The following is a 21,189-nucleotide window of genomic DNA, read 5'->3' as shown; positions in this document are numbered from 1 at the left end:
GAGCAGGGCTGTGCCGCCACTGCGGCTTAGCGCTACAGTAATTGAGTTTTGGCACTCTGGATATTATGTCGCGTTTATCTCGTCAGGTTCAGCCCGCTGAGGCCTATCTGGGCAAACTAACCCCGGCTGATTGGGCGACCTTAGCCAAACGCGATGTGTTGGTGAAGGGTGGCAAAGGCCAGTATGGAATTATGGCCGCTACCCCGGCATCCCACGCTACGGCTTGGAACGTGCTGACCGACTATGACAACTTCTACCAATTTTTGCCAACGGTGGTAAAAAGCCGCGTGGTCGAGATTGACGGCGATCGCACCGTAGTCGAGCAGCTCGATCGCCGTCGCATTCTGCTCACCACTATGGAATCGACGGTGCTGACCGAAAACCTGGAACTGGACGGTCAGCAAATTAGCTTTCGACTGCTCAAGGGCAACTTGGAGTATATGTATGGCCACTGGCGCATCGACACCGCCACCCTAGCCCCGGGCACTGAGCCGGTGCGGCTACTCTCGCAACAGGTGCGGGCCGAAGCAGATGTCGGTCCTTTCAAGTCAATGTTTTATAACTTGTTTGAGGCTGGCTTAGTCGACACCATCAAGGCCCTGCGCGGCGAAATGGAGCGCAGAACAACTTCGCTTAATCTTTAGGAAACATAAAATCTTAGGCATTTTTACGCAGATCAGAGCAAAAAGGTCGACGGGCAACCGCAACTTGTTCGATACTTAAATCAATGATCCCCAACGCTTTGCTCTATAAGCGTTAGGGTAGTCTAATCAGAACCTGGCCAAAACCAAGGCCAATTTCTTACAGGTTGTAATATTTATCCGGATGCCGATTGTTCCGGGAATTCCACGAAATGACTGTAAGGAATTCATAAAGACCCCTTAGATTGTGACCCTGGCTATGGGTACTCTCAAAGAAGGTGAAGGTGCTGCTGCCGGCTAATCGTTCTTCTGGTCGTTTGATTCTGGTCTTTAGGACATGCAAACTCCGCTTTCCGCTAACCTCAGCCGCTATGCCCCCGACGTCGATCATCTGCTGTTCTACAAGATCGTGCCCGATGCCGACGGCATTCGGCTGCGCATTTGGGAAAGCGCTACTGACTTAGATCAGAGTCCCTCACCCTACCTCTACATTCTCAATTTCCGAGTAAGCTCCATGGCGGAGGCCAAAAGGCGCTTAAAAGCTCACTTGGCGCTCAATGGGGGAACTCTATCCGTTGGCCAAGAGCTGCCTCAAAAAGGCAAAGTCAAGCTTTTGCCCCACCCCACTTGGGACGGCACCGAAGGCATGGAAGACAGCTACTAACGTACTTTGACAACTCAAAAGACGAATCTATCTTTGGTTATAGATTGCTAGGTTCGTGGGCCTGGCCAGCAAGCTGTTCCAATCAACTGGCTACTCCTGGCGCACCTTAAACGATCGCCCGCTCCATGCCTGCTGCGCCGGATAGTAGCTGGCCACCAAGGCGATCGCCATCCACCACAGCGTACTGATTTGAGGCCGATACATCACGGTGTCGGCAATGCCCTGGCCGAGGATGCCGCTAATCGAGGCGATCGCCCCCATCAGCCAGTAGCCCTGCTGATCTTGCGTGGCTCGCAGTCGCTGGAGTTGTACCCAGGCCTGGTGAAAAATTAGCAGCAGCAGCCACAGAAACGCCGTCAACCCGATAATTCCTCCCTCCACTAGCACTTCTAAAAAGACTGAGTAGGCGCTCAGAGCGGTATAGCGAGGCCGTTGAAAGAGGGGATAAACCGCGTTGAAGGCATCATTGCCGGGACCGATGCCCAAAATAGGGCGAGCGCGAACCATGTCAATGACGGCGGCCCAGACATTCATGCGAAAATTGTTGCTGCTGTCGGCCCGGCCCACAAAGATACTCAATACCCGCGCCCGCAGCGAATCGACCGCGATTACCCCTGCTATGACTACTGCCGCCGCTCCACCCAGCAACAGCGGCAGCGCCCAGCGCTTCCAAAATGGCGAAAACCAAACACTCCAGTACTGCACCAGCAGCGTCATCAGTACAAAGCCTGCGATCAAAAAGCCAATCCAGCCGCCGCGGCTCAAGGTCAAAATCAGGCATAGAGTGTTGATCAAGGTGGCCAGCAGGGCTAGACCCTTTGGTGCCCAGCGGGGCCAGGCAAACACAGCCGCCGCGCTCAGCATCACCCCCGGAATAAGGTAGCCCGCCAGCAAATTAGGGTTGCCCAAAAAGCTGTACACCCGCGTCACATCAGCCACCGCCGATTTGCTGTCTACCCAGGTGGCTAGGGCGGTTGCCCCAAAGAAATATTGCCGCAGGCCGTATATCGCCACCGGTAAGGTAGTCAAAATGTAGGCCAAAATCAGCAGGCCCCTGGCCCGAGGCCGTCGCGCTACCCGCGCAATCAGCAAAAACAGCAAGATATTCAGCGTCAGCTTGATCAGCCCGCTGACAGCCGCCCCGCGCACAGGCGAAAGAGCCGTGGCCAGCACCATCACTCCCCAGTAGACCGCCACCGTCAGGTGAACCGGCGATAGGCCCACCCCGGCTTCATCGGTGAGGGTGAGCAAGGCCCACAGGGCTGCCGCCGCCAGCAGCAGCACCCCAATCAGCGTGGTCGAGACGTAGGGAGCCAGGGCAAACAGCACCACCACAATGGCCAGGCCAATCCAGTCACCCCAGCGCAGCAGCCAGCTGCCCTGCCGCCACCGCCGCAGCGGAGCCAGCAGCCGATGGATCAGGCTGGCATCGCGCCACTGTTCTAGGGCAAAACCAGAGAGGGTGAGCTGTTGCCAAAAGTCAGTCAGCATTGATTGAAGAGGGGCGATCGCCGATAAAATCCCTCCCATCATGCCAAGCTTTGACCGAGTTGAAGCAATCGGTTAATTTCTCTTGGCAGTGAAAACCGGGTATAGGGTTCAAGGTACAGGGTTTAAGACGCCGCCTTGAACCCTATACCTTGAATCCCGAACCCTTAAGAAACCGTTAGTAATGGGGGCTCGTTTAGGGGGCACACAATGTTTTGTAACTGCCCTGTAGCTTTAACTAAGGGTTAATGCCTGGCTCAGAATCCCCTGTTTACAATGAAGTCAACACCAGAAGTCCCCTTTTGCCCCCAAATTTGAGGAGAAACCCATGGCCAGCCTCTTAGAGCAGCTTCGGCAAATGACCGTTGTTGTCGCCGACACCGGAGACATTCAAGCCATTGAGAAATTTACCCCCCGCGACGCCACCACCAACCCTTCATTGATTACGGCGGCGGCGCAGATGCCCCAGTACCAGGCCATTGTTGATGACACCCTGCTCAAGGCCAAGGCCGATGCCGGAGAGGGCGCATCGGATAAAGACGTGGCTAACCTGGCCTTTAATCGTCTGGCGGTCGCCTTTGGCCACAAGATTTTGGGCATTATCCCTGGCCGGGTTTCTACCGAGGTCGATGCTCGCCTCTCCTACGACACCGAAGCCACCGTGTCCACCGCCCGCGATATTATCGCCCAGTACGACAAGCTGGGCATTACCCCCGAGCGGGTGCTAATCAAAATTGCCTCTACCTGGGAGGGCATTAAAGCCGCTGAGATTCTTGAGAAAGAGGGCATTCACTGCAACCTCACCCTGCTGTTTGGCATTCACCAGGCGATCGCCTGTGCCGAAGCTGGCACTACCCTGATTTCTCCCTTTGTGGGTCGCATCCTTGACTGGTACAAAAAAGATACCGGTCGCGAAGAGTACTCCGCTCCCGAAGACCCCGGTGTGCTGTCGGTGACCGAGATCTACAACTACTACAAGAAGTTTGGCTACAAAACTGAGGTGATGGGGGCCAGCTTCCGCAACGTAGGCGAAATTACCGAGTTGGCGGGCTGCGATCTGCTGACCATCTCACCCCAGCTGTTGGCTAATCTCGACGAGACTCAGGCCGACCTGCCCCGCAAGCTCGACCCCGCCAAGGCCGCGTCGCTGGATATTGAGCAGATCTCCATCGATGAAGCAACTTTCCGGTCGATGCATGAGAGCGATCGCATGGCCACCGAAAAGCTCGACGAAGGCATTACAGGGTTTAGTAAGGCCCTCGAAGCCCTAGAGGGCTTGCTTGCTACCCGTCTGACTCAGCTCACCGAGAGCAACGGCACGACCACCACCGCTCGGGATGACCAGTTTGACCTATTCAAAGCCTATGACCTAGACGGTGACGGCTTTATTACTCGGGAAGAATGGCTTGGCACCGATGCCGCCTTCGATGCCCTTGACCTCGACCACGACGGTAGGCTTTCCTCCTCGGAGATTGTTGCCGGACTGGGGCCTGCCTTTGAGATTGCTCAGGTCTAAATTTTCTAGGGTTGAGATAATTCAGGCCTTTGAGAACCTGAAGTTTCCCGTCGTCGATACGGGCATGGGAAAATTCTGAGCTGGTTAGCGATCGCCAGCCGAGCCTAAATGCGGGTTCAGCTGGCGATTGTCTTATACAGTTGCCTGACCTAGCCCGCGATCGCTGGGCTGGGTTTGGTGGCTCTGCCAGGGTGTTTCCGCAAAACCGTATTGAGCGCTACAGCTTGTCGCGCCCTTACCCCAGTATTGGTTAGAGCTACTGTGCTTTTCTCTACCCCTGAGAAAAGCCCTGCCCCATTCCTATTGCTGTGCTGGCTAGCGACCCAGGCACCATAGAGATGACCCCTAACCCTGGATTTTTAGGAGACCCCTGGTGCTATTTGACGCCTATGACCCCGGCGACTTTTTTGACGAACTGTTTTTAAGCCAGGGCCAGCCTCGCCCCGAAGCCGAGCTGTTGGTGCGGCGGGTCAACGCCATGTCGTTGGTAGAGCTACAGCAGCGGCAAAAAGCGGTGCAAAACGCCTTGTTTAAGCTGGGTGTCACCTTTAATGTCTACAGCGACAATCAGGGCACCGAGCGCATTTTTCCCTTCGATGTGATTCCGCGCATTGTGCCAGGGCACGATTGGGAATGGATTGAAAAGGGCCTCAAGCAGCGCATTTATGCGATCAACTGCTTTATCCACGACGTTTACAACGATCAGAAGATTTTGAACGATGGCGTGATTCCGCGCCATGTGGTGGAGTCGGCCCCTGGATTTCTCAAGCCCTGCATAGGCCTCAACCCACCCAACAACATCTGGTGCCACATCACCGGCACCGACTTGGTGCGCGACAAAGAGGGCACCTGGTATGTGCTCGAAGACAACATGCGCTGCCCCTCGGGCATCTCCTACGTACTCGAAAACCGGCGGGTGATGAAGAACACCTTTCCCCACCTGTTTGCGGCAATGGATATCGCGGCGGTGGATGACTACGCCAGCCAGCTGCTCGAAACGCTGCTAAACCTGGTGCCTGAGACGCTGATGAACCCTCGGGTGGCGGTGCTTTCCCCCGGCATGTACAACTCGGCCTACTTTGAGCATTCGTTTTTGGCCCAGCAGATGGGGGTCGAACTGGTGGAAGGGCGTGACCTGGTGGTGTCGGACGGCTACCTGAAAATGCGCACCACCAAAGGGCTAGAGCGAGTCGATGTGGTGTATCGCCGCATCGATGATGACTTTATCGATCCCCTAGCCTTTCGGCCTGATTCGCTGCTGGGGGTGCCGGGGCTGATGGAGGTGTATCGGTCTGGGCGGGTGGCCCTAGCGAACGCCCTCGGCACCGGCGTCGCCGACGACAAGCTGGTCTATGCCTACGTGCCGCAGATGATTCGCTACTACCTCGACGAAGACCAGCTGATCCCCAACGTGCCCACCTACCTGTGCGAAGACGCCACTCAGCAGGCCCACGTGCTCGATAACTTAGATCAGCTGGTGGTGAAGGCGACTAACGCCTCCGGCGGCTACGGCATGCTGGTCGGCCCCCATGCCACCGAGGAGCAAAGGGTTGAGTTTGGCGATCGCATTCGCGCTAACCCCCGCGGCTACATCGCCCAGCCCACCCTCTGCCTGTCGCGGGTACCCACCCTGATCGAAGACACCTTCGAGGGCTGCCATGTCGATCTTCGGCCCTACATTCTCTACGGCCAAGATATCTACGTGAACCCCGGTGGTCTCACCCGCGTCGCCCTCAAGCGCGGCTCTTTGGTGGTGAATTCTTCCCAGGGCGGCGGCAGCAAAGACACCTGGGTCGTGAAATCCGTCGATCCCAACGCCAAATTGCCCATTCACCTTGAAGGAGTGGGAGTGTAAGCAATTGATTGTTTAGAAGAGTTTTGTCACTCCTAAAATCATCCACCTAGCCATCCCTCCCTAACTCCCTCACCCCCCTACCCCCTCACCCCTCTACTTCCTCACCCCCATGCTGAGCCGCGTCGCCGATTCGATCTACTGGCTAAACCGCTATGTGGAGCGGGCCGAAAACGTGGCCCGCTTTGTGGATGTCAACTTGAATCTACTGCTGGATGCCCCTCCCGGCATGGAGCAACAGTGGGAGCCCCTGGTCAGAACTACTGGCGATCAGGGGCTGTTCAAGGCCCGCTATGGAGAGGCTTCGGCGGAGAATATTCTGAAATTTCTCACTTTTGATCGCGAGTACCCCAATTCGATCATCTCCTGCCTCAGGTCGGCGCGGGAGAATGCGCGATCGGTGCGGGAGGTCATTTCCTCAGAAATGTGGGAGCAGGTGAACTCGTTCTATCTAATGGTGAATGAGGCTGCCAACGTCGGGCTGCTGTCGGAGCTGCACAACTTTTTCCCGGAAGTGAAGATGGCTAGCCATCTATTTGCCGGGGTGATGGATGCCACCATGGCCCACAACGAGGGCTGGCACTTTGGTCAACTAGGGCGACTGCTGGAGCGGGCCGATAAAACCGCCCGCATTCTCGACGTGAAGTACTTCATTTTGCTGCCCTCGGTGACTGACGTGGGCTCGCCCCTCGACGATTTGCAGTGGATTGCCCTGCTGAAGTCGGCCAGCGCCTACGAAATGTACCGCAAGTGCCAGTACCGAATCACCCCACGCGGAGTGACGGAGTTTTTGATTCTCAATCGGGAATTTCCCCGCTCAATTCAGTTTTGTCTGATTGAAGCGGAGCGATCGCTCCATCAGATCTCCGGCACCTCGATGGGCACCTGGCGAACCGGTAGCGATCGCGCCCTTGGCCGCCTGCGCTCAGAGCTTGACTACCTCACCATCGACGAAATTACCCAGCGGGGCCTACACGAATTTCTCGACGATCTGCAAACCCGGCTCAACACTGTCGGCGGGCAAGTATTCTCTGACTTTTTCGCCCTAGAGCCAGCCTCACTGCCCTAGCGCACCAGCACCAGCACCAGGCTCAGCAACAGTAGCCCCCCCAGGGCCATCAGTCCCGGATGGTTGCGCAGCCAAAAATTCAGGCGCTGACCGAGCGCAGGGCCGGGCAGCGCCAGGTCTTCAGCAGGCTTGACTGAGCGGTACAGGGTGCAGGTTGTGGCCTGGGGGCGCTGGGGAAAGTTGCAGGTGTCGTCGGCGTCGTAGCGGCAGGTGGCGCAGAGGGGCTCATCCCCCTCGGTGCGGTGCAGCGGCATGCCGGGGTGCCCGTGGGCCTTGAGGGTCAGCTGGCAACGGGGGCACTGAATCGTGGTGAGTTCGATGGGGGCTTGGCAGCGGGGGCACGAGAGCATAGCAACGGGGGCAGCGCATACCGTCAACAACTATGGCCGTATGCTAGCGCAGGCCAACGCCCACCAGACGGCGAAATAGGCGATACCCAACCCGCACCCAGTCCAACATAACGTAGGGCATTCGCAGGCCCAAGGGGCGAAAAAAAGGACGATAGATCCACCAGTAGGCCCGTTTGACGTCCTGCCAGGCGCGATCGGGCGCTGTATTTAAAAAATCAGACACATCAACTACCACCCCGCGCCCCTCGTTCTGCATCACATTGCGCCCGTGGACATCGTGGGGAAACAGCCCCCGCTGGCGGGCGTAGGCCAAGGCAGCATCAATATCTCGAATTACCTGGGGCGGAATGTCAATGCCCCGGTGCAGTGAGTCGTATAGGTTTACCCCAGGCAGACGCCTCAAAATCAAAAAGGGAGTTTCACTGAAGTAGCACTGCGAAAAGGCAGGATGCTCGCCCAAACGGCGATAGACTTCCACCTCCGCCTCAATCCCCGGTCGGCCGGGAGCATAGACCTTGACGACCTGATCGGGATAGTCAGGGTGCACAAACACGGCCGCATAGTTCCCGGCCCCCAGGCAGTTCCAGGGCACTGGCAGCCGATGCACTACGACCGGATCGCAAGGGTCGATACTCTCTAGGTGCAGGTTTGGCAGTAGCTCTTGGCGAACGCGTTTTACTAGCGCCTGAATTGGGTCCAGCATGGGGTGAGATGAGTTTGCCGGTTAGGGGGAAGGGTAGCGCCGCACCTGGTATTCGCGGGCATCGATCATGCGGTAGGAGAAATTTACGGCAGCGTCAAACTGCTGTTCGATCGCATCTAAATCGGCTTGAGGAATGGCCTTCCACTGCTCGCGAGTTTGCCAGCGCACGACATACACCACCTGGTCGAGCAAATCGGGTGAAATCCACACTTCCTTGGAGATAAAGCCAGGATACTGGCTCAAGGCAGCTGTCCAGATATCGTTGTCGAGGCGAACAAAGGTTTCACGGTTTTCGGGATCGACCGCGAAGGTGAGCCATTCAATCACCATTAGGATGCTTCCTCTAGGAGACGGGCAATCTGTTCTTCAAAGTAAGTTTGTTGGGAGCCGAGCACTCGCGCCAGCACCAGCCCTTCTCGGTAAGCGGCCAGGGCTGACGGAGTGGCCCCTAACTGCTCGTGCACCTGGCCCAGCTGGTCGTAGGCCGCCATCATGCCGTAGGCGCTGTGGGCCTGCTGCTCTACCAGCAGGAGCTGTTCGTAGAGGTAGCCCACATCGGCCCAGCGGCCGAGGGTCTTGTAGATTTCGGCTAAATCGTTGATGGCGATCGCGGCCACCTCGAGCTGCTGTTGCTCGATCGCATTGGTGTAGGCAATTTGGTACTGGCGGGAGGCGGTGTCGAGATCGCCCAGGGTGCGGTAGTTGTTGGCAACCCGGTGCTGTAGGGCAGCAATTTGCGGCCACAGGCTTTCGTCGCTTTGGTAGAGGGTGAGCAGGCGCTGCTGTAAGGCGATCGCCCCAGCAAAATCCTGAGCCTCCTCCAGATTCTCGGCCTGGAGCCCGAGGTAGCGAATTTCGTCGTCGCGATTGCCGCCGGTTTGGGCTAGCGCCACCAGCTCGCCATAAACCTGGGCCGCCTCCGGAAAGTAAAACCAGTCGGCCCGCAGCACCGCCAGGGCATCGAGCTGGCGGCGGTGCTCAGCGCCATCGCCTCCGACCAGGGCGGCATCGGCTAGATCGCGGCGGATTTCGGCAGCGGCATCGACATCCCCTAGCACTTCGTAGGTGGTGGCCATGCCCTCTAGGCGATCGGCGTCATCTGGCAGCGTGAGGTCGGCGCGAATCTCGTCGAGGCGCAGGGCGTAAAGCTGTAGATCGGGGGTGGCGTTGCGATCGCGCAGCACCTGGCCTACCCGCCCAATGGCGGCGAGCTCGGCGTCAATGCCTACCAGGCGGCGCAGGCGAATTTCCCGCCGCCAGACAAGGCGGGCCGCCTCTAATTCCCCCGCTTCATCTAGGGCGATCGCCTCTAGGGCCAGCTGGTCAAGTTCTTGCTCCAGAGCGTAAAGCTCTAGCGGGCTGAGGGGGCGAGACACTGTCGGCCTCGGCGGCAGCAGCGGGTCGAGGGGGTTGTCTTGCAGCGGGTCGGCCAAAAAGGGAAATCGAACTTCCGGGCGCAGCGCCTGGGCCAGTGCCAGGGGAGTGGTGCTGAGGGTAAGGGCGATCGCCACAGAAAGACTGCCCAATAGGCGAGTGAGCGGCCTATTTGTCGGTAAAAAACGGGGTGCAAAAAACTGGCGAGGCAACGGTTTTTCCCAAGCTGCTCACCCATCATAAACGCCGCTAACCCCCTAATGTGACAACCCCGTAACATCTCTGGAAGGCTCACCCTAGAGGGAGCCGCATCCTGTAACCTGAAGATTCGGCAGTGATTTAACCGCCCTACCCATAGCGCTGCCCAAACGGCTGAAGACCGGTTGCCTCGTCCGTTGATCGGGATGGCTGTTTGGCCCACAACTGCCTAGGCCGATCTCCCCAGGATCCTGACGTAAATGGCGGTTGTCGTAGCGCCGTTACTAACCCTTTGCAAGCTTGTTTCAGACTATGCAATCCACCGCATCCCCCACCGTTTCGACTTCCCGGCGCACCGTTCGCATCGTGTCTCGCAAGAGCCAGCTGGCGCTGATTCAAACCCACTGGGTGCGGGATGAGTTGCAGCGGCACTTCCCCAATCTCGCCTTTGAAATTGTCACCATGGAGACCCAAGGCGACAAAGTACTCGACGTGTCGCTCTCCAAAATTGGCGACAAGGGCCTGTTTACCCAAGAGCTGGAAGACACCATGCTGCGGGGCGACAGCGACTTTGCCGTGCACTCCCTCAAAGACTTGCCCACCCGTCTGCCCGAGGGGCTGATGCTGGGCTGCATCACCCACCGCGAAGACCCAGCCGATGCCCTGGTCGTCCACGAGAAAAACAAGGACAAGACCCTGGCTACCCTGCCCGAGGGCGCGGTAATTGGCACCTCCTCCCTGCGGCGGCTGGCCCAGCTGCGTCACCACTATCCCCACCTCACCTTCAAAGACATTCGCGGCAACCTCAACACTCGCCTGCGCAAGCTTGACGAGGGCGGCTACGACGGCATTATTCTGGCGGCGGCGGGCCTTCAGCGCATGGATATGAGCGATCGCATCCACGAAATTCTTCCCGCCGAGATCTCTCTCCACGCCGTGGGGCAGGGTGCCCTGGGCATCGAGTGCCGCACTGGTGACGAGGAAATTCTCAAGCTGCTGAGCGTGCTTTCCCACGAACCCACCACCGCCCGCTGTCTGGCTGAACGTGCCTTTTTGCGCGAGCTAGAGGGTGGCTGTCAGGTACCCATTGGCGTGAATACGGAACTGGCGGGCGACACCCTGACCCTCACCGGTCTGGTAGCCAGCCTCGACGGCCAGCGGGTGATTAAGAACGTTGTGCAGGGGCCAGTGGCTGAAGCCGAAGCGTTGGGCGAACAGCTAGCCCGGCATCTGCGAGCCGAGGGAGCGCAGACCATTTTGGATGAGATCAACGCCACCAGCCGTGCTTAGGTAAGCTGCGATCGCATCTCATGGCTAAAGCCTGCCAGTCTGGTCTACCAACTCGCTAGGGGGTGGGTAGACCAATGTTTAATGAGCAAGCGCCAGCTCAAGGTAATCAGGGGGCCAATTTGAAAAGCGGCCCCATTTACCCAGCAGAACTAAAGAAAAGCCTAAAATCTCCACAAAGTAGCTTCTGCATCTGGCCAAAGAGATAAACCATCGGTCACAATAAGCTCAAGATTGGCCGGATGTTTGTGGCCCCGACTCGTCTTCCCTCCGTGTCCAGGCTGGTATTAACACGATGTCAATTTCCTCCTTTCCCCGGCTACTACTGTCTCTAGCGCAACCTTCCCTCCTAGCCTTTATTCCCCTGGTAGCTGCTGTGGCCGCTGAGGCCGCCTTGGCCGCTACACCGCTCACTGAGTTCGAAGACAGCCCTAAGGTTGTTATTGATGAAGCCTGGCAAATTATCAATCGTGAGTACGTAGACGACAGCTTTAACCAAGTTGATTGGCAAGCTCTGCGCCAAGATCTGCTCGGGCGGGAATACACCTCTAAAGAGGCGGCCTATGGGGCATTGCGGGCCGCCCTGCAGCAGCTCGATGACCCCTACACCCGATTTCTCTCGCCGACGGAATACGCTGACCTCACCGAGCAGACCTCTGGCGAAGCCTCGGGAATTGGCGTGCGGCTAGAGCGCAATAGCCAGACTGGGGCGGTGGCAGTGACGAGCGTGGCCCCAGGTTCGCCAGCCGAGCTGTCTGGGATTGTTGCGGGCGATCGCATTCTGCTAGTCGACGGCCAAAGCACCGAACGGCTTACCGCCGAGGGCGTGCTGCAACAGCTGCGGGGCAACGAGGGCTCACAGGTAACCCTTACCGTTTCTCGGGACGGCGGCGCTCCCCGCACCGTAATCATGACCCGCGCCCGCATGGATCTGCCTACCGTTGAATACTCCCAAAAGACGGTGGGCGGTCGCCCCATTGGCTACATTCGACTAATTGAGTTCAACGCTAACGCCCCTGCGCAGATGGCCGACGCGATTGGCAACCTGACCGAGGCTGGGGTCGAAGGATTTGTGCTTGACCTGCGCGGCAACCCTGGCGGACTGCTGATGGCCAGCGTTGACATCAGCCGCATGTGGCTGCAGCATGGACAAATTGTCCGCACCCTCGATCGCCTGGGCAATGACGAAGCGATTTCGGCCAACCGCACCGCCCTCACCGACCTGCCGCTGACCGTGCTGGTTGATAGCCGTTCGGCCAGCTCCAGCGAAATTTTGACCGGGGCTCTACGCGACAACGACCGGGCCACGGTGGTGGGCAACACCACCTACGGCAAAGCCCTAGTGCAGTCGCTCCACGGGCTCACCGATGGCTCTGGCCTGACCGTGACCGTAGCCCACTACTACACCCCCGATGGCACCGACATCAGCAGCCGGGGCATCACCCCCGATGTGGAGGTGGGCTTGAGCGATCGCCAGCGCCGCGAGCTGTTTAGCAACCCCGCCCTGCTCGGCACCGATGCCGACACCCAATACCTCCGTGCTGCCGAGGTGCTAGAGCAAACCATTCTCGCCAGCCAGACCCGACCGACCACTGGCGCTAGCCGTTTAGGCCTCATCAACCCGGCTGAGTAACGGCCAAACCAACTGTTCAGAACGGGAGGGCGCATATCCTGCACCCTCCCGCTCTGGTTTCAAATCCGTCCGGCTTAGAGACGCCCAGCGTAGGCGGTCACCGGCTCTTTGATGAAGCGAATGTAGAGGTGCTTAAAGGTGGACTGCACCACCCGAGGCATGCCGAAGTCAATGGGCATGAGTTCGGCGGGTAGCTGCCAGTCGGTCACCCCAAGATCTTCGGGGGTAAGCAGCGGAAAGGCTATTTCCTCCCAATCGGGGCAAACTCCCAGCCGCATCGACTGAGCTACCGTGGGCACCGTCAGCGGATCAACCCCCAGCAGGGCGACCATGGCGCGATCGAGGGCAAATACGTTGGCCGAGGCCCCCAGTACGCCTAAATCTCTAGGTTCCCCGCCGCTGGGTCCGTTGCCCTCATGGCCCACGATGCCGTCCACAATGGTCAGCTCAGGATCGATCAGCCGCGCTGTTTCTACCAGCATGGTGCCAAAGCGCTGCACATCTTTGCCCGCTTCCATGTGCCACCAGGCCTTCATCTTGCCAGGTACGCAGCCAAACAAGTTTTTGACCCCTAGGGTTAGGGTGAGCTGCACGTGGGACTTGACCTTGGGCAGGTTGATCACCACATCGGCCTCCATCACTTCTTTGGAGAGGCGCAGATGGTCAAACTCGGGATTGTCGGTAGGGTAGCGCTCGCCATGTAGCTCCACGATCGGTAGCCCGAGTTCTTGGGCCAGGGGCAGCAAACCGTTGGCCTTGGCTACACCCCGGGCGCTGCCGAAGGCGGGGCTGTCACCCAAAAAAGGCAAGCCACCAGCGGCCATGACCTGCTGGGCCACGGCGTAAATTAGCTCAGGCCGGGTAGTGCATTCTTTAGTAGGGCGGGCGCTAGTCAGCAGGTTGGGCTTGAGCAGCACGCGATCGCCTGGCTTAACAAAGGCCGCCATACCTCCCAGGGGCGCGAGTAGCTGAGTGAGCGATCGCTCCAGTTCGGCCCTTTGGTAAGACTGGGCGCGCATCAAACTGACTGGCACCACCATGGCACTCTCCCAGAATAAATGGTCTGATTGGAGAATAACGCGGAACCTAAGCGCCGCGCACCTACTATCTGCCCAACCATCTCCCGTGAGGAATTTACTATGCTCAGCCTGTGGGCCAAAACCAGCGGCACCTGGATTAACGTCGCCACCATTTTGCTGGGCACAACACTGGGACTCATGCTGCGCAGCCGCCTGCCTAAGTCAATGCAGCAAATTATCACCCAGGCAGTGGGGCTGATGACCCTGGTCATTGGGGTCTCCATGGCCAGTAACCTGTCTGCCATCGACGCTGGCCCCATCGATGGCATCATCTTGGCGCTGCTGGTAATGGCGGCGGGAGGGATGCTGGGCGAATGGTGGCAGATTGAGAAACGCCTCACGGTGTTGGGCGATTGGCTCAAGGCTAGGGTGCGAGGCGGTGGCCGCTTTACCGAAGGATTTGTGGCGGCTAGCCTGTTGTTTTGCATTGGCCCTATGGCCATTGTCGGCAGCCTCAACAACGGCCTGTCGGGCGACAATGCTCTGCTCACGCTGAAGTCTACGATGGATGGGCTGGCGGCGATTGCCCTGACTGGCACCTATGGTGTTGGCGTCGGCTTTTCTGCCCTCAGCGTGCTGGGGGTGCAGGGGGCGTTGTCGGTGCTAGCCAGCCTGTTGGGGACTATTCTCACCGACCCAACCACGAGTCCTCAGGTTTTGTTGCTCACGGGTACCGGCGGGCTGATGATTTTGGGCATCGGGCTAAATCTGCTCGAAATTGGCCAGGTGAGAGTGGCGTCATTTTTGCCCGCGCTGCTGCTGTGTCCCGTGGCGATCGCCCTAGCCCAGCGTCTATAGCAGTCGTTCAATAAATCGGCTCCAACAACAATGCCGGGCTGTAGCACTACAACCCGGCATTGTTGAATCAATCCATAGGGATTTGATGCGGATGGCGAGACTCGAACTCGCACAGCGTAAGCCACACGCCCCTCAAGCGTGCGTGTCTACCGATTCCACCACATCCGCTGGTGTATGAACGGTGCTAGTTGGGCGCAACTGAGGAAATGTTGGCCCCAGCACCAGCTCAGATATATAAGAGTAAACCATAATGGCCCCCTTGTAAGAGCACATTTTCAGCAATATTTGTTGCGCTAGCCCCGTGATAGAATCAGCGACCGTCGTCATCGTATGATGCTGATGATGGTCGGTTGCGGCAGTGGGCTGGGGTTGCTTAGCTGGGCTGCTACGCCACAACTCAATGGTCTGTTGCTATTTGCCCTACGTACATGCGCTTTTCCAAGATTTTAATTGCCAACCGGGGAGAAATCGCGCTGCGCATCCTCCGCACCTGCGAAGAAATGGACATAGCCACCGTTGCGGTTCACTCTACTGTCGATCGCCACGCTCTCCATGTGCAGCTGGCCGATGAAGCAGTGTGCATTGGCGAGGCCCCCAGCCAAAAAAGCTACCTCAACATTCCCAACATTATTGCCGCGGCCCTGACCCGCAACGCCAGCGCCATTCACCCCGGCTACGGCTTTCTAGCCGAAAATGCCCGCTTTGCCGAAATCTGCGCCGACCACCAAATTGTCTTTGTTGGCCCCTCCCCCGACTCCATTCGCCGAATGGGCGATAAATCGACCGCCAAAGACACTATGCAAAAGGTGGGTGTGCCCACGGTGCCGGGCAGCGGCGGTCTGCTAACCGACGAAGCCGAAGCCTACGCTGTCGCCAGCGAAATTGGTTACCCGGTGATGATTAAAGCCACTGCTGGGGGCGGCGGGCGCGGCATGCGCCTGGTCAACAACGAGTCCGAGCTGGTCAAGGCCTTTATGGCTGCCCAGGGTGAGGCCCAGGCCGCCTTTGGCAACTCTGGCGTATATATGGAAAAGTTTATCGATCGCCCCCGGCACATCGAGTTTCAGATCCTGGCCGATAGCTACGGCAACGTGGTGCACCTGGGCGAACGCGACTGCTCAATTCAGCGGCGGCACCAAAAGCTGCTTGAAGAAGCCCCCAGCCCTCGCCTCACGGCAGACCAGCGCGAAAAAATGGGGGCAGCGGCGGTACTGGCGGCCCAGTCGATCAACTACGTGGGGGCTGGCACTGTGGAGTTCCTGGTCGATAGCCAGGGCAACTTCTACTTTATGGAAATGAATACCCGCATTCAGGTTGAGCATCCCGTCACTGAGATGATTACCGGCATTGACCTGATTGCAGCCCAGCTCACCATTGCCCAGGGCGAAAAGCTGCCCTTTACCCAGTCAGAGATTCAAATTCGCGGCCATGCGATTGAATGCCGCATTAATGCCGAAGACCCCGACCACAATTTTCGCCCCAACCCTGGTCGCATTAGCGGCTACCTCGCCCCCGGCGGCATGGGTGTGCGCATGGATTCCCACGTGTATACCGACTATGAAATTCCGCCCTACTACGATTCGCTGGTGGGCAAGCTGATTGTTTGGGGGCCAGACCGCCCCACCGCCATTCGCCGCATGCGCCGCGCCCTGCGAGAGTGCGCCATCACCGGCCTGCCCACCACCATCGGCTTTCATCAAAAAGTGCTGGAGAACGCCAACTTCCTCAGCGGCGATGTCTACACCAACTTTGTCGCCGAGATGATGGCAATCAAGTAGTCAAACCGTAAATGCTGTGTTGGCAACGTCCAAGTTACCAACACAGCATCTCTTTGCCTAGCCCAGCATCCGCAATAGGCCCTGCTGGCCGACTAGAATTTCCCGCAGCAGGGTGACGATGCCCACCCAAACGACTGGAGCAATGTCCACGCCACCAATTGGGGGGACGAGCTTGCGCATGGGCACCAGCAAGGGTTCCGTTGGCCAAGCGATGAGCGAAAAGGGCAGCTTAGACAGGTCGGCCTGGGGATACCAGGTCAGCACAATGCGAAAGATAAACAGCAGGGTCATCAGCCCTAGCAGCAGGCCCACGCCAATAGTCAGCACTTGTGTAGCGGCCACGGTTGCCCTCCAAAAAATCGCCGTTGCAGTTATGTACAATTCTAAAGCTTTACTCAGCCTTATTTTTGGCGCTGGGATGCCCTTGGCTGGGCTAATCTTGCTCAGTTGAGATAAATACTTGCGATCGCCCCTCCCACGCTATGGGCAGGGGGCAGAACTTGATCAATAATGATTGGTAACAATTTGTCTAAATCATTATTCAGGACAAAGGCATATGACACCGTCTTTAACTAACTTTTTGCTGAGCATTCTGGCTGGAGCCGTGATTATTGTTGTACCGGCTAGCGCTTTCCTGTTTTTTGTTAGCCAGCGCGACAAGATTCAACGCCAGTAGTCTCAAAGAGCTGTGCCCGCTGGCATAGGTCAGAGGGCACAACCTAGCAGTCTTGCGATCGGGAACCCTTGCGGCGTTCCCGATTTTTTCGCTAAGTCGGCTAGAATTAACGTGTTCGGTTGGCAGAGGCGATCGCCTAAGAGGAATTTGCCGTGAATTTTGGTACCCCCGTCCCCCTGCTGCTGGGCATCTTTATGGTGATTTGCGGCGTGGCGCTGTTCTTCTTAGATCGGCTAAAGCCCGGCTATGAGCGCGACTCTGACAAGGTCTATGCCATTCTGTTTTTGCTGTCAGGGGTGTTCCTGCTCGGCAACCTAGGCATGGACGTCATCTCCTCCTTTCAGCAAATGCTGTTGGTGGGCATGGTGGTGTCGCTGATGATTCAGAACATCAATTCCAGAACGCCGCTCGCTAAAGTGGGCTTTCCGGGCGACGGCGGCGATTTTGGTGGCGGTGGCGGCTACCGCCCGCCCCGAGGTAGTCGCCCGCCGGCTTATGCTCCTGACAACCGTGCCAACCTCCGCGCTGAGCTAGACCGCCGCGACTATGGCCCCGCCGATCCCTACAATCGTCCTCGGCCTATGCTTGAGGGGCGCGGTGAACCGACCGGACGGCCTCCCTACACCCCCGACGTCTACGGCGATGGTCGCCCCATGCGTCGCGAAGATATCCCCGTGGATCGGCCTGGCGATCGCCCCGTGGACGGTCGTATGGATCGGCCTAGCGATCGCCCCGTAGACGGCCGCTTCATGGGCGATCGCCCCATGGATGGCCCTGACGGTCAGCCCTACTACGACAATAATCCTCGTCCTACCGACGATCGCGTGCGTCGTCGTCGCCCCCCCAAAAACCGCGGTGAATACAACGATCGCTACCGCATTGATCCCGGTCCACAGCCACCTCGGCCCGATTACCGCCCCGATCGCGACCCGCTCTAGGTGCGGTGAAAGCCTTTGACTTCACTTCGGCTAATGCTCTGGCCTCGCTCCGGTGACTGCTTTGTCGTCCTTGCCCGTTGATTTCGATACCGCCACTATTGCTGGCACTGCTCTGTGGGCGATCGCGCTGTACTGGGGCTTTTCGCCCTTAGCCGACCGAGTAATTTCAACTTTTGAGGGCTGGCTAGGCGCGGACTCGCCCGCGGCATCGCTGCTGGGCGTCCTGCCCTTTTTGGCAGTGGGTGGTTTAGCGCACTACGGTCTGACGCTGTCGCTGGGCGGCAGTTGGGCCGTCAGTTTGGGGGTGCTGTCTGCGATCGGCTGCGGCGTATACGAGCTAGGCCGACGAGACGGTAAGGCGTCTGAATAGAGCTTACCGTTGACCCATTTCGCATGAGTTGTGTGATCTAGCTACTTGGCCACGGGCTAAGGTTTTTTCTGTATATTCTTCAAAAATTTACGTTGGCAAAGTCTTGCGCGATCGCGCCTTCATAGAACTGAGCAGACGGAACCAAAAGTGACCACAGAGAGTCAACCAATCAAGCGATGCAGGGTATTCTACTGACAAGACACATCGCCCTAAAGAGTCTTTAAAACGAACGATTACTAAATTTATGAGTAACTCTGACTCTGCCCCCGAAACGAACAACTTGAAGTCACTGCTGCTTAAAGGGTTGGTTGGTACCGTCGCTTTAGTTGGTACTACTGCTATTCCAATCGTGGTGCAGCGTTCTTTGCAAGCCCCACCTGCATCTCCACCTAGCTCGGCTACAACGGCTCCAGTTTCTCCAACCCAACTCTCTCCACTGCCCGATTCGCCTCAGGTCAACTCTGCTACAACCCTGCCAGTCGTTGATGAAGATAGAAAAGAGAATTCGTCTAATGGGCAAGGCAAGAAGAAGGGCGGGGACGACTAGAAACCCAACGCTTGCCGGTTAGGGGAAGACTTTTAGGAGAAAACTGTTGGTTGTAGGCTATCTATCGCCTAGTTTGGGCAGTTTGTGGCTCACCTGTTTTTTCTATTACCATCGCTGAGCCCAATCAGGAGCCTCCATCGGCTCTGGCTGCAATGCAGATAGATCGGCCTCAAAAGCGACCTTAAAGGAATGCTTCTGCAACTCGCGAACTTGCAGTTTGCCACTGCGAGTAGCTACCGGCAGTTGTCCTTGGGCAGTCCAGTCAGCCCATTGCACATCATTTAGAATCTTGATGTCTTGCTCCGATTCAAGGGCATAGACTACTCGCAGGCCGTCTATCGCCTGGCCAACCCCAAATTCGCCGCCGGCCCGGCCCAGGCTTTCTAGCCGCAGCAAGTAGGGGCCTCCCGGCTGTGGTTTTTGCAAGCGAGCATTGCGGTTTTCATCCCAGGGGCCACCGACACTACGAGGTGGTGAATTGCGGGCTTCTAGCCAGCCCCGCCGCCGTTCGTTAGCGAACTGCTCAACCGGAATGAACGTGAGATCATAGGGAATAGGCAGAGTGGTAGCTTTTGAGTCTTCGCGGCTGCCACCCGTCGTGAAGTAGTAACCCCGAGTCCAGGTGCCGCAGGTGGCGAAGGCATGGAGGGCCGTCAGCCAGGGCAGCTTGGATACGGCGACATAGGCGTCTCCATATTCCCAGCGAGCTTTGGGGTTGTGAGCAAAGTAGCACAGCCAGCGCCCATCGGGGGAAATGTCTGAGCGCCGGGGAAAAATGCGGCCCCGTAACCAGCCCCCTGGCTCGTAGCAGTTCTGAGCCAAATCCCAGCGACCGACGTGAGCCCACTGACTAGGTCCACGTCGAAATACCGCTACCACTGGAGCGTCGGTAGCGGGGAGGCAGTAAATGCGAGGTGGAGATGACGGCATGGAGACGGGGCGAATCAGATCAAGGGTGTACTCATCACTGTTACTCGAAGCCTAAATTAGCCCAATGGTTATTCTTGGCCTGCCGTTAAATGAGGTTAAAAAACTCAGGTTTTAGCCCTTTGACATAGATGATGAATGTAGGGATGAACAGCGGAAGAAGGATATTGCCATTCTATGAAAACTAAGCAATTTATCCTACTGGGCCTTCCTGGCGTAGGGCTAAAGGCGCAAGCGGCTGCGCTAGCTGAACGCTGGCAAGTTCCCCATGTGGCTATGGGGGAACTGGTTCGCGGGGCGATCGCCGCAGAGACTGCGATTGGTGTAGAGGCTCGTCCCTACGTAGATGCGGGCGAGCTGATTCCCGATGCTCTGGCCATGAAGCTGATCCGCAAGCGGTTTGAGCAGCCCGATACTATGCTCAAAGGCTGGGTTTTGGAGGGATTCCCGCGATCGCTGGCTCAGGTCCAGGCGTTTGATGAGTGGTGGGCAGCGGTAGGGCAGCCACCAGCGACGGCGGCTTATCTCAAAGCGACAACTGAGTTTTTGATCATCCGACTCTTAAACGAAAGCAGCGAAAAGCCGCCAATTTCCACCATCCGAGACCGGTTAGAGACCTATCAGCAGTCGTTAGAGCCGCTGATTGAGTACTATCAGCAGCGATCGCAGCTCGCCACCATTAATGCCAACCTGTCGTCTGCGGAGGTAGCCAACGCTCTGACCCAGCTGGGCGAAGAAGACACGGGTGCCGCCAAACTAATTCGCGACGAGGCTGAACTCGATGCGCTGTTGGCCAGTGAACCCTTGCTGGTGGTCGATTGTATGGCGTCTTGGTGTGGCTCTTGCAAACAGGTGACGCCATCGATCGATAAACTAGCCGAGGCCTACAGTGATTCGGTCACGGTGAGAAAGATCGACTTTGATGCTAATCGGCAGATCACCAAGCGATTTGAGCTCAAGGGCATACCGGCGGTGATGTTCTTTAGAGATGGCGAGCGGCTGGAGACCCTAACAGGAATCAAGTCTTATCAGGAATACAATGCGGCGGTAACTCGCCTGTTGGCTTGAAGCTAAACACAGCGAGTCCCGCTGCGATCGCCTAGGGTTAGGAGACAGCAGCAGAGACTCGATCGTTTTAGTCGCTTACTCGATGAGTACGGTTTTGGTCAAAATGACCATCCACGGATGGGAATGTGTATGCTCCTCAGATTTACCTGGGCCAACAACTTCACTGTTGGATACGGGAATGAGATCGCTTCAGTCGTTAGGGTCGGCGTAGCCTAGGGAATAAAGAATTTTGA

21 protein-coding genes and 1 tRNA gene are annotated in these 21,189 nt (G+C 57.6%); 13 read left to right on the top strand and 9 right to left on the bottom strand.

The annotated features are described in order from the left end of the window. Positions 1 to 65: 65 nt before the first annotated feature. Together NC979_RS23140 and NC979_RS23135 are read left to right on the top strand one after the other, a co-directional pair. Positions 66 to 644 carry an SRPBCC family protein gene (locus NC979_RS23140; protein ID WP_190519903.1) on the top strand — a complete coding sequence of 193 codons (579 nt, stop codon included), beginning with the start codon at positions 66 to 68 and terminating at the stop codon, positions 642 to 644. 334 nt (positions 645 to 978) lie between these two features. Further along, positions 979 to 1,305 (top strand): hypothetical protein, encoded by a 327-nt coding sequence (locus NC979_RS23135; RefSeq protein ID WP_190519901.1) that lies wholly within the window; start codon positions 979 to 981, stop codon positions 1,303 to 1,305. A gap of 90 nt (positions 1,306 to 1,395) precedes the next feature. On the opposite strand, the gene NC979_RS23130 is transcribed toward NC979_RS23135, so the two are convergent. Continuing rightward, on the bottom strand, positions 1,396 to 2,835 hold the full coding sequence (locus NC979_RS23130) for an IctB family putative bicarbonate transporter (RefSeq protein WP_431191111.1): 1,440 nt from the start codon (positions 2,833 to 2,835) through the stop codon (positions 1,396 to 1,398). A gap of 286 nt (positions 2,836 to 3,121) precedes the next feature. Between NC979_RS23130 and NC979_RS23125 the strand changes: the two genes are divergently transcribed. The 3 genes from NC979_RS23125 (at position 3,122) to NC979_RS23115 (ending at position 7,230) form a co-directional block, all read left to right on the top strand. Then, on the top strand, positions 3,122 to 4,309 hold the full coding sequence (locus NC979_RS23125) for a transaldolase (protein WP_190519897.1): 1,188 nt from the start codon (positions 3,122 to 3,124) through the stop codon (positions 4,307 to 4,309). 373 nt (positions 4,310 to 4,682) lie between these two features. Then, positions 4,683 to 6,164 (top strand): circularly permuted type 2 ATP-grasp protein, encoded by a 1,482-nt coding sequence (locus tag NC979_RS23120; RefSeq protein ID WP_190519895.1) that lies wholly within the window; start codon positions 4,683 to 4,685, stop codon positions 6,162 to 6,164. Positions 6,165 to 6,273: 109 nt separating this feature from the next. Further along, on the top strand, positions 6,274 to 7,230 hold the full coding sequence (locus NC979_RS23115; protein WP_190519893.1) for an alpha-E domain-containing protein: 957 nt from the start codon (positions 6,274 to 6,276) through the stop codon (positions 7,228 to 7,230). On the opposite strand, the gene NC979_RS23110 is transcribed toward NC979_RS23115, so the two are convergent. Genes NC979_RS23110 through NC979_RS23095 form a run of 4 tightly spaced genes read right to left on the bottom strand, consistent with a single transcriptional unit; the run spans position 7,227 to position 9,809 of the window. Next, on the bottom strand, positions 7,227 to 7,580 hold the full coding sequence (locus NC979_RS23110; protein ID WP_190519891.1) for a hypothetical protein: 354 nt from the start codon (positions 7,578 to 7,580) through the stop codon (positions 7,227 to 7,229). The genes NC979_RS23115 and NC979_RS23110 overlap by 4 nt on opposite strands. Before the next feature lie 43 nt (positions 7,581 to 7,623). Further along, entirely contained in the window at positions 7,624 to 8,283 is a 660-nt protein-coding gene (locus NC979_RS23105; protein WP_190519889.1) for a serine/threonine protein kinase, read from the bottom strand. Positions 8,284 to 8,304: 21 nt separating this feature from the next. Continuing rightward, entirely contained in the window at positions 8,305 to 8,613 is a 309-nt protein-coding gene (locus NC979_RS23100) for a TIGR03792 family protein (RefSeq protein WP_190519888.1), read from the bottom strand. Beyond that, on the bottom strand, positions 8,613 to 9,809 hold the full coding sequence (locus tag NC979_RS23095) for a tetratricopeptide repeat protein (protein WP_190519886.1): 1,197 nt from the start codon (positions 9,807 to 9,809) through the stop codon (positions 8,613 to 8,615). The genes NC979_RS23100 and NC979_RS23095 overlap by 1 nt, the downstream gene beginning before the upstream one ends. A gap of 358 nt (positions 9,810 to 10,167) precedes the next feature. Here NC979_RS23095 and hemC point away from each other — a divergent pair, with 358 nt between their 5' ends. Together hemC and NC979_RS23085 are read left to right on the top strand one after the other, a co-directional pair. Beyond that, positions 10,168 to 11,145: a hydroxymethylbilane synthase gene (gene hemC, locus NC979_RS23090; protein ID WP_190519883.1), complete on the top strand. Its 978-nt coding sequence runs from the start codon at positions 10,168 to 10,170 to the stop codon at positions 11,143 to 11,145. Between the two features lie 292 nt (positions 11,146 to 11,437). After that, the gene (locus NC979_RS23085; protein ID WP_190519881.1) at positions 11,438 to 12,775 is read left to right on the top strand and encodes a S41 family peptidase; all 1,338 of its coding nucleotides are present in this window, start codon (positions 11,438 to 11,440) and stop codon (positions 12,773 to 12,775) included. A gap of 74 nt (positions 12,776 to 12,849) precedes the next feature. Here the strand turns inward: NC979_RS23085 and NC979_RS23080 are convergent, their stop codons facing one another. Beyond that, complete coding sequence (locus tag NC979_RS23080; RefSeq protein WP_190519879.1) at positions 12,850 to 13,815, bottom strand: Npun_F2552 family protein; 966 nt, start codon at positions 13,813 to 13,815, stop codon at positions 12,850 to 12,852. 99 nt (positions 13,816 to 13,914) lie between these two features. Here NC979_RS23080 and NC979_RS23075 point away from each other — a divergent pair, with 99 nt between their 5' ends. Then, positions 13,915 to 14,652, top strand: coding sequence for a DUF554 domain-containing protein (locus NC979_RS23075; protein WP_190519877.1), 738 nt, complete (start codon positions 13,915 to 13,917; stop codon positions 14,650 to 14,652). A gap of 86 nt (positions 14,653 to 14,738) precedes the next feature. Here NC979_RS23075 and NC979_RS23070 read toward each other — a convergent pair. Next, positions 14,739 to 14,820 (bottom strand) — tRNA-Leu (locus NC979_RS23070). A gap of 260 nt (positions 14,821 to 15,080) precedes the next feature. Here NC979_RS23070 and accC point away from each other — a divergent pair. Beyond that, complete coding sequence (gene accC / locus NC979_RS23065) at positions 15,081 to 16,430, top strand: acetyl-CoA carboxylase biotin carboxylase subunit (RefSeq protein ID WP_190519875.1); 1,350 nt, start codon at positions 15,081 to 15,083, stop codon at positions 16,428 to 16,430. Positions 16,431 to 16,487: 57 nt separating this feature from the next. On the opposite strand, the gene NC979_RS23060 is transcribed toward accC, so the two are convergent. Beyond that, a complete protein-coding gene (locus NC979_RS23060) occupies positions 16,488 to 16,772 on the bottom strand; it encodes a YggT family protein (protein WP_347403941.1) in 285 nt (94 codons plus the stop codon). A 214-nt stretch (positions 16,773 to 16,986) separates the two neighbouring features. Between NC979_RS23060 and psbX the strand changes: the two genes are divergently transcribed. The 3 genes from psbX to NC979_RS23045 all read left to right on the top strand — a co-directional run bounded on the left by psbX (position 16,987) and on the right by NC979_RS23045 (position 18,414). Beyond that, on the top strand, positions 16,987 to 17,106 hold the full coding sequence (gene psbX, locus NC979_RS23055; RefSeq protein WP_190519873.1) for a photosystem II reaction center X protein: 120 nt from the start codon (positions 16,987 to 16,989) through the stop codon (positions 17,104 to 17,106). A 152-nt stretch (positions 17,107 to 17,258) separates the two neighbouring features. Next, positions 17,259 to 18,044, top strand: coding sequence for a Ycf66 family protein (locus NC979_RS23050; RefSeq protein ID WP_190519871.1), 786 nt, complete (start codon positions 17,259 to 17,261; stop codon positions 18,042 to 18,044). A 52-nt stretch (positions 18,045 to 18,096) separates the two neighbouring features. Beyond that, the gene (locus NC979_RS23045) at positions 18,097 to 18,414 is read left to right on the top strand and encodes a hypothetical protein (RefSeq protein ID WP_348253812.1); all 318 of its coding nucleotides are present in this window, start codon (positions 18,097 to 18,099) and stop codon (positions 18,412 to 18,414) included. A 652-nt stretch (positions 18,415 to 19,066) separates the two neighbouring features. On the opposite strand, the gene NC979_RS23040 is transcribed toward NC979_RS23045, so the two are convergent. Continuing rightward, complete coding sequence (locus tag NC979_RS23040) at positions 19,067 to 19,891, bottom strand: hypothetical protein (RefSeq protein ID WP_190519869.1); 825 nt, start codon at positions 19,889 to 19,891, stop codon at positions 19,067 to 19,069. Positions 19,892 to 20,065: 174 nt separating this feature from the next. Here NC979_RS23040 and NC979_RS23035 point away from each other — a divergent pair, with 174 nt between their 5' ends. Further along, positions 20,066 to 20,956 carry a nucleoside monophosphate kinase gene (locus NC979_RS23035; protein ID WP_190519867.1) on the top strand — a complete coding sequence of 297 codons (891 nt, stop codon included), beginning with the start codon at positions 20,066 to 20,068 and terminating at the stop codon, positions 20,954 to 20,956. The last annotated feature ends 233 nt before the right edge of the window (positions 20,957 to 21,189 follow it).

This window comes from Leptolyngbya subtilissima AS-A7 (assembly GCF_039962255.1).
Lineage (GTDB): Bacteria > Cyanobacteriota > Cyanobacteriia > Phormidesmidales > Phormidesmidaceae > Nodosilinea.
This window is presented reverse-complemented; position numbering and strand designations above follow the sequence as displayed.

Coding starts and splice junctions, on each gene's coding strand:
- psbX (WP_190519873.1), top strand. CDS start 16,987: ATGACACCGTCTTTAACTAACTTTTTGCTGAGCATTCTGGCTGGAGCC.
- NC979_RS23115 (WP_190519893.1), top strand. CDS start 6,274: ATGCTGAGCCGCGTCGCCGATTCGATCTACTGGCTAAACCGCTATGTG.
- NC979_RS23085 (WP_190519881.1), top strand. CDS start 11,438: ATGTCAATTTCCTCCTTTCCCCGGCTACTACTGTCTCTAGCGCAACCT.
- NC979_RS23075 (WP_190519877.1), top strand. CDS start 13,915: ATGCTCAGCCTGTGGGCCAAAACCAGCGGCACCTGGATTAACGTCGCC.
- NC979_RS23125 (WP_190519897.1), top strand. CDS start 3,122: ATGGCCAGCCTCTTAGAGCAGCTTCGGCAAATGACCGTTGTTGTCGCC.
- NC979_RS23140 (WP_190519903.1), top strand. CDS start 66: ATGTCGCGTTTATCTCGTCAGGTTCAGCCCGCTGAGGCCTATCTGGGC.
- NC979_RS23130 (WP_431191111.1), bottom strand. CDS start 2,835: ATGGGAGGGATTTTATCGGCGATCGCCCCTCTTCAATCAATGCTGACT.
- NC979_RS23080 (WP_190519879.1), bottom strand. CDS start 13,815: ATGGTGGTGCCAGTCAGTTTGATGCGCGCCCAGTCTTACCAAAGGGCC.
- NC979_RS23135 (WP_190519901.1), top strand. CDS start 979: ATGCAAACTCCGCTTTCCGCTAACCTCAGCCGCTATGCCCCCGACGTC.
- NC979_RS23100 (WP_190519888.1), bottom strand. CDS start 8,613: ATGGTGATTGAATGGCTCACCTTCGCGGTCGATCCCGAAAACCGTGAA.
- NC979_RS23040 (WP_190519869.1), bottom strand. CDS start 19,891: ATGCCGTCATCTCCACCTCGCATTTACTGCCTCCCCGCTACCGACGCT.
- NC979_RS23110 (WP_190519891.1), bottom strand. CDS start 7,580: ATGCTCTCGTGCCCCCGCTGCCAAGCCCCCATCGAACTCACCACGATT.
- NC979_RS23105 (WP_190519889.1), bottom strand. CDS start 8,283: ATGCTGGACCCAATTCAGGCGCTAGTAAAACGCGTTCGCCAAGAGCTA.
- accC (WP_190519875.1), top strand. CDS start 15,081: ATGCGCTTTTCCAAGATTTTAATTGCCAACCGGGGAGAAATCGCGCTG.
- hemC (WP_190519883.1), top strand. CDS start 10,168: ATGCAATCCACCGCATCCCCCACCGTTTCGACTTCCCGGCGCACCGTT.
- NC979_RS23035 (WP_190519867.1), top strand. CDS start 20,066: ATGAAAACTAAGCAATTTATCCTACTGGGCCTTCCTGGCGTAGGGCTA.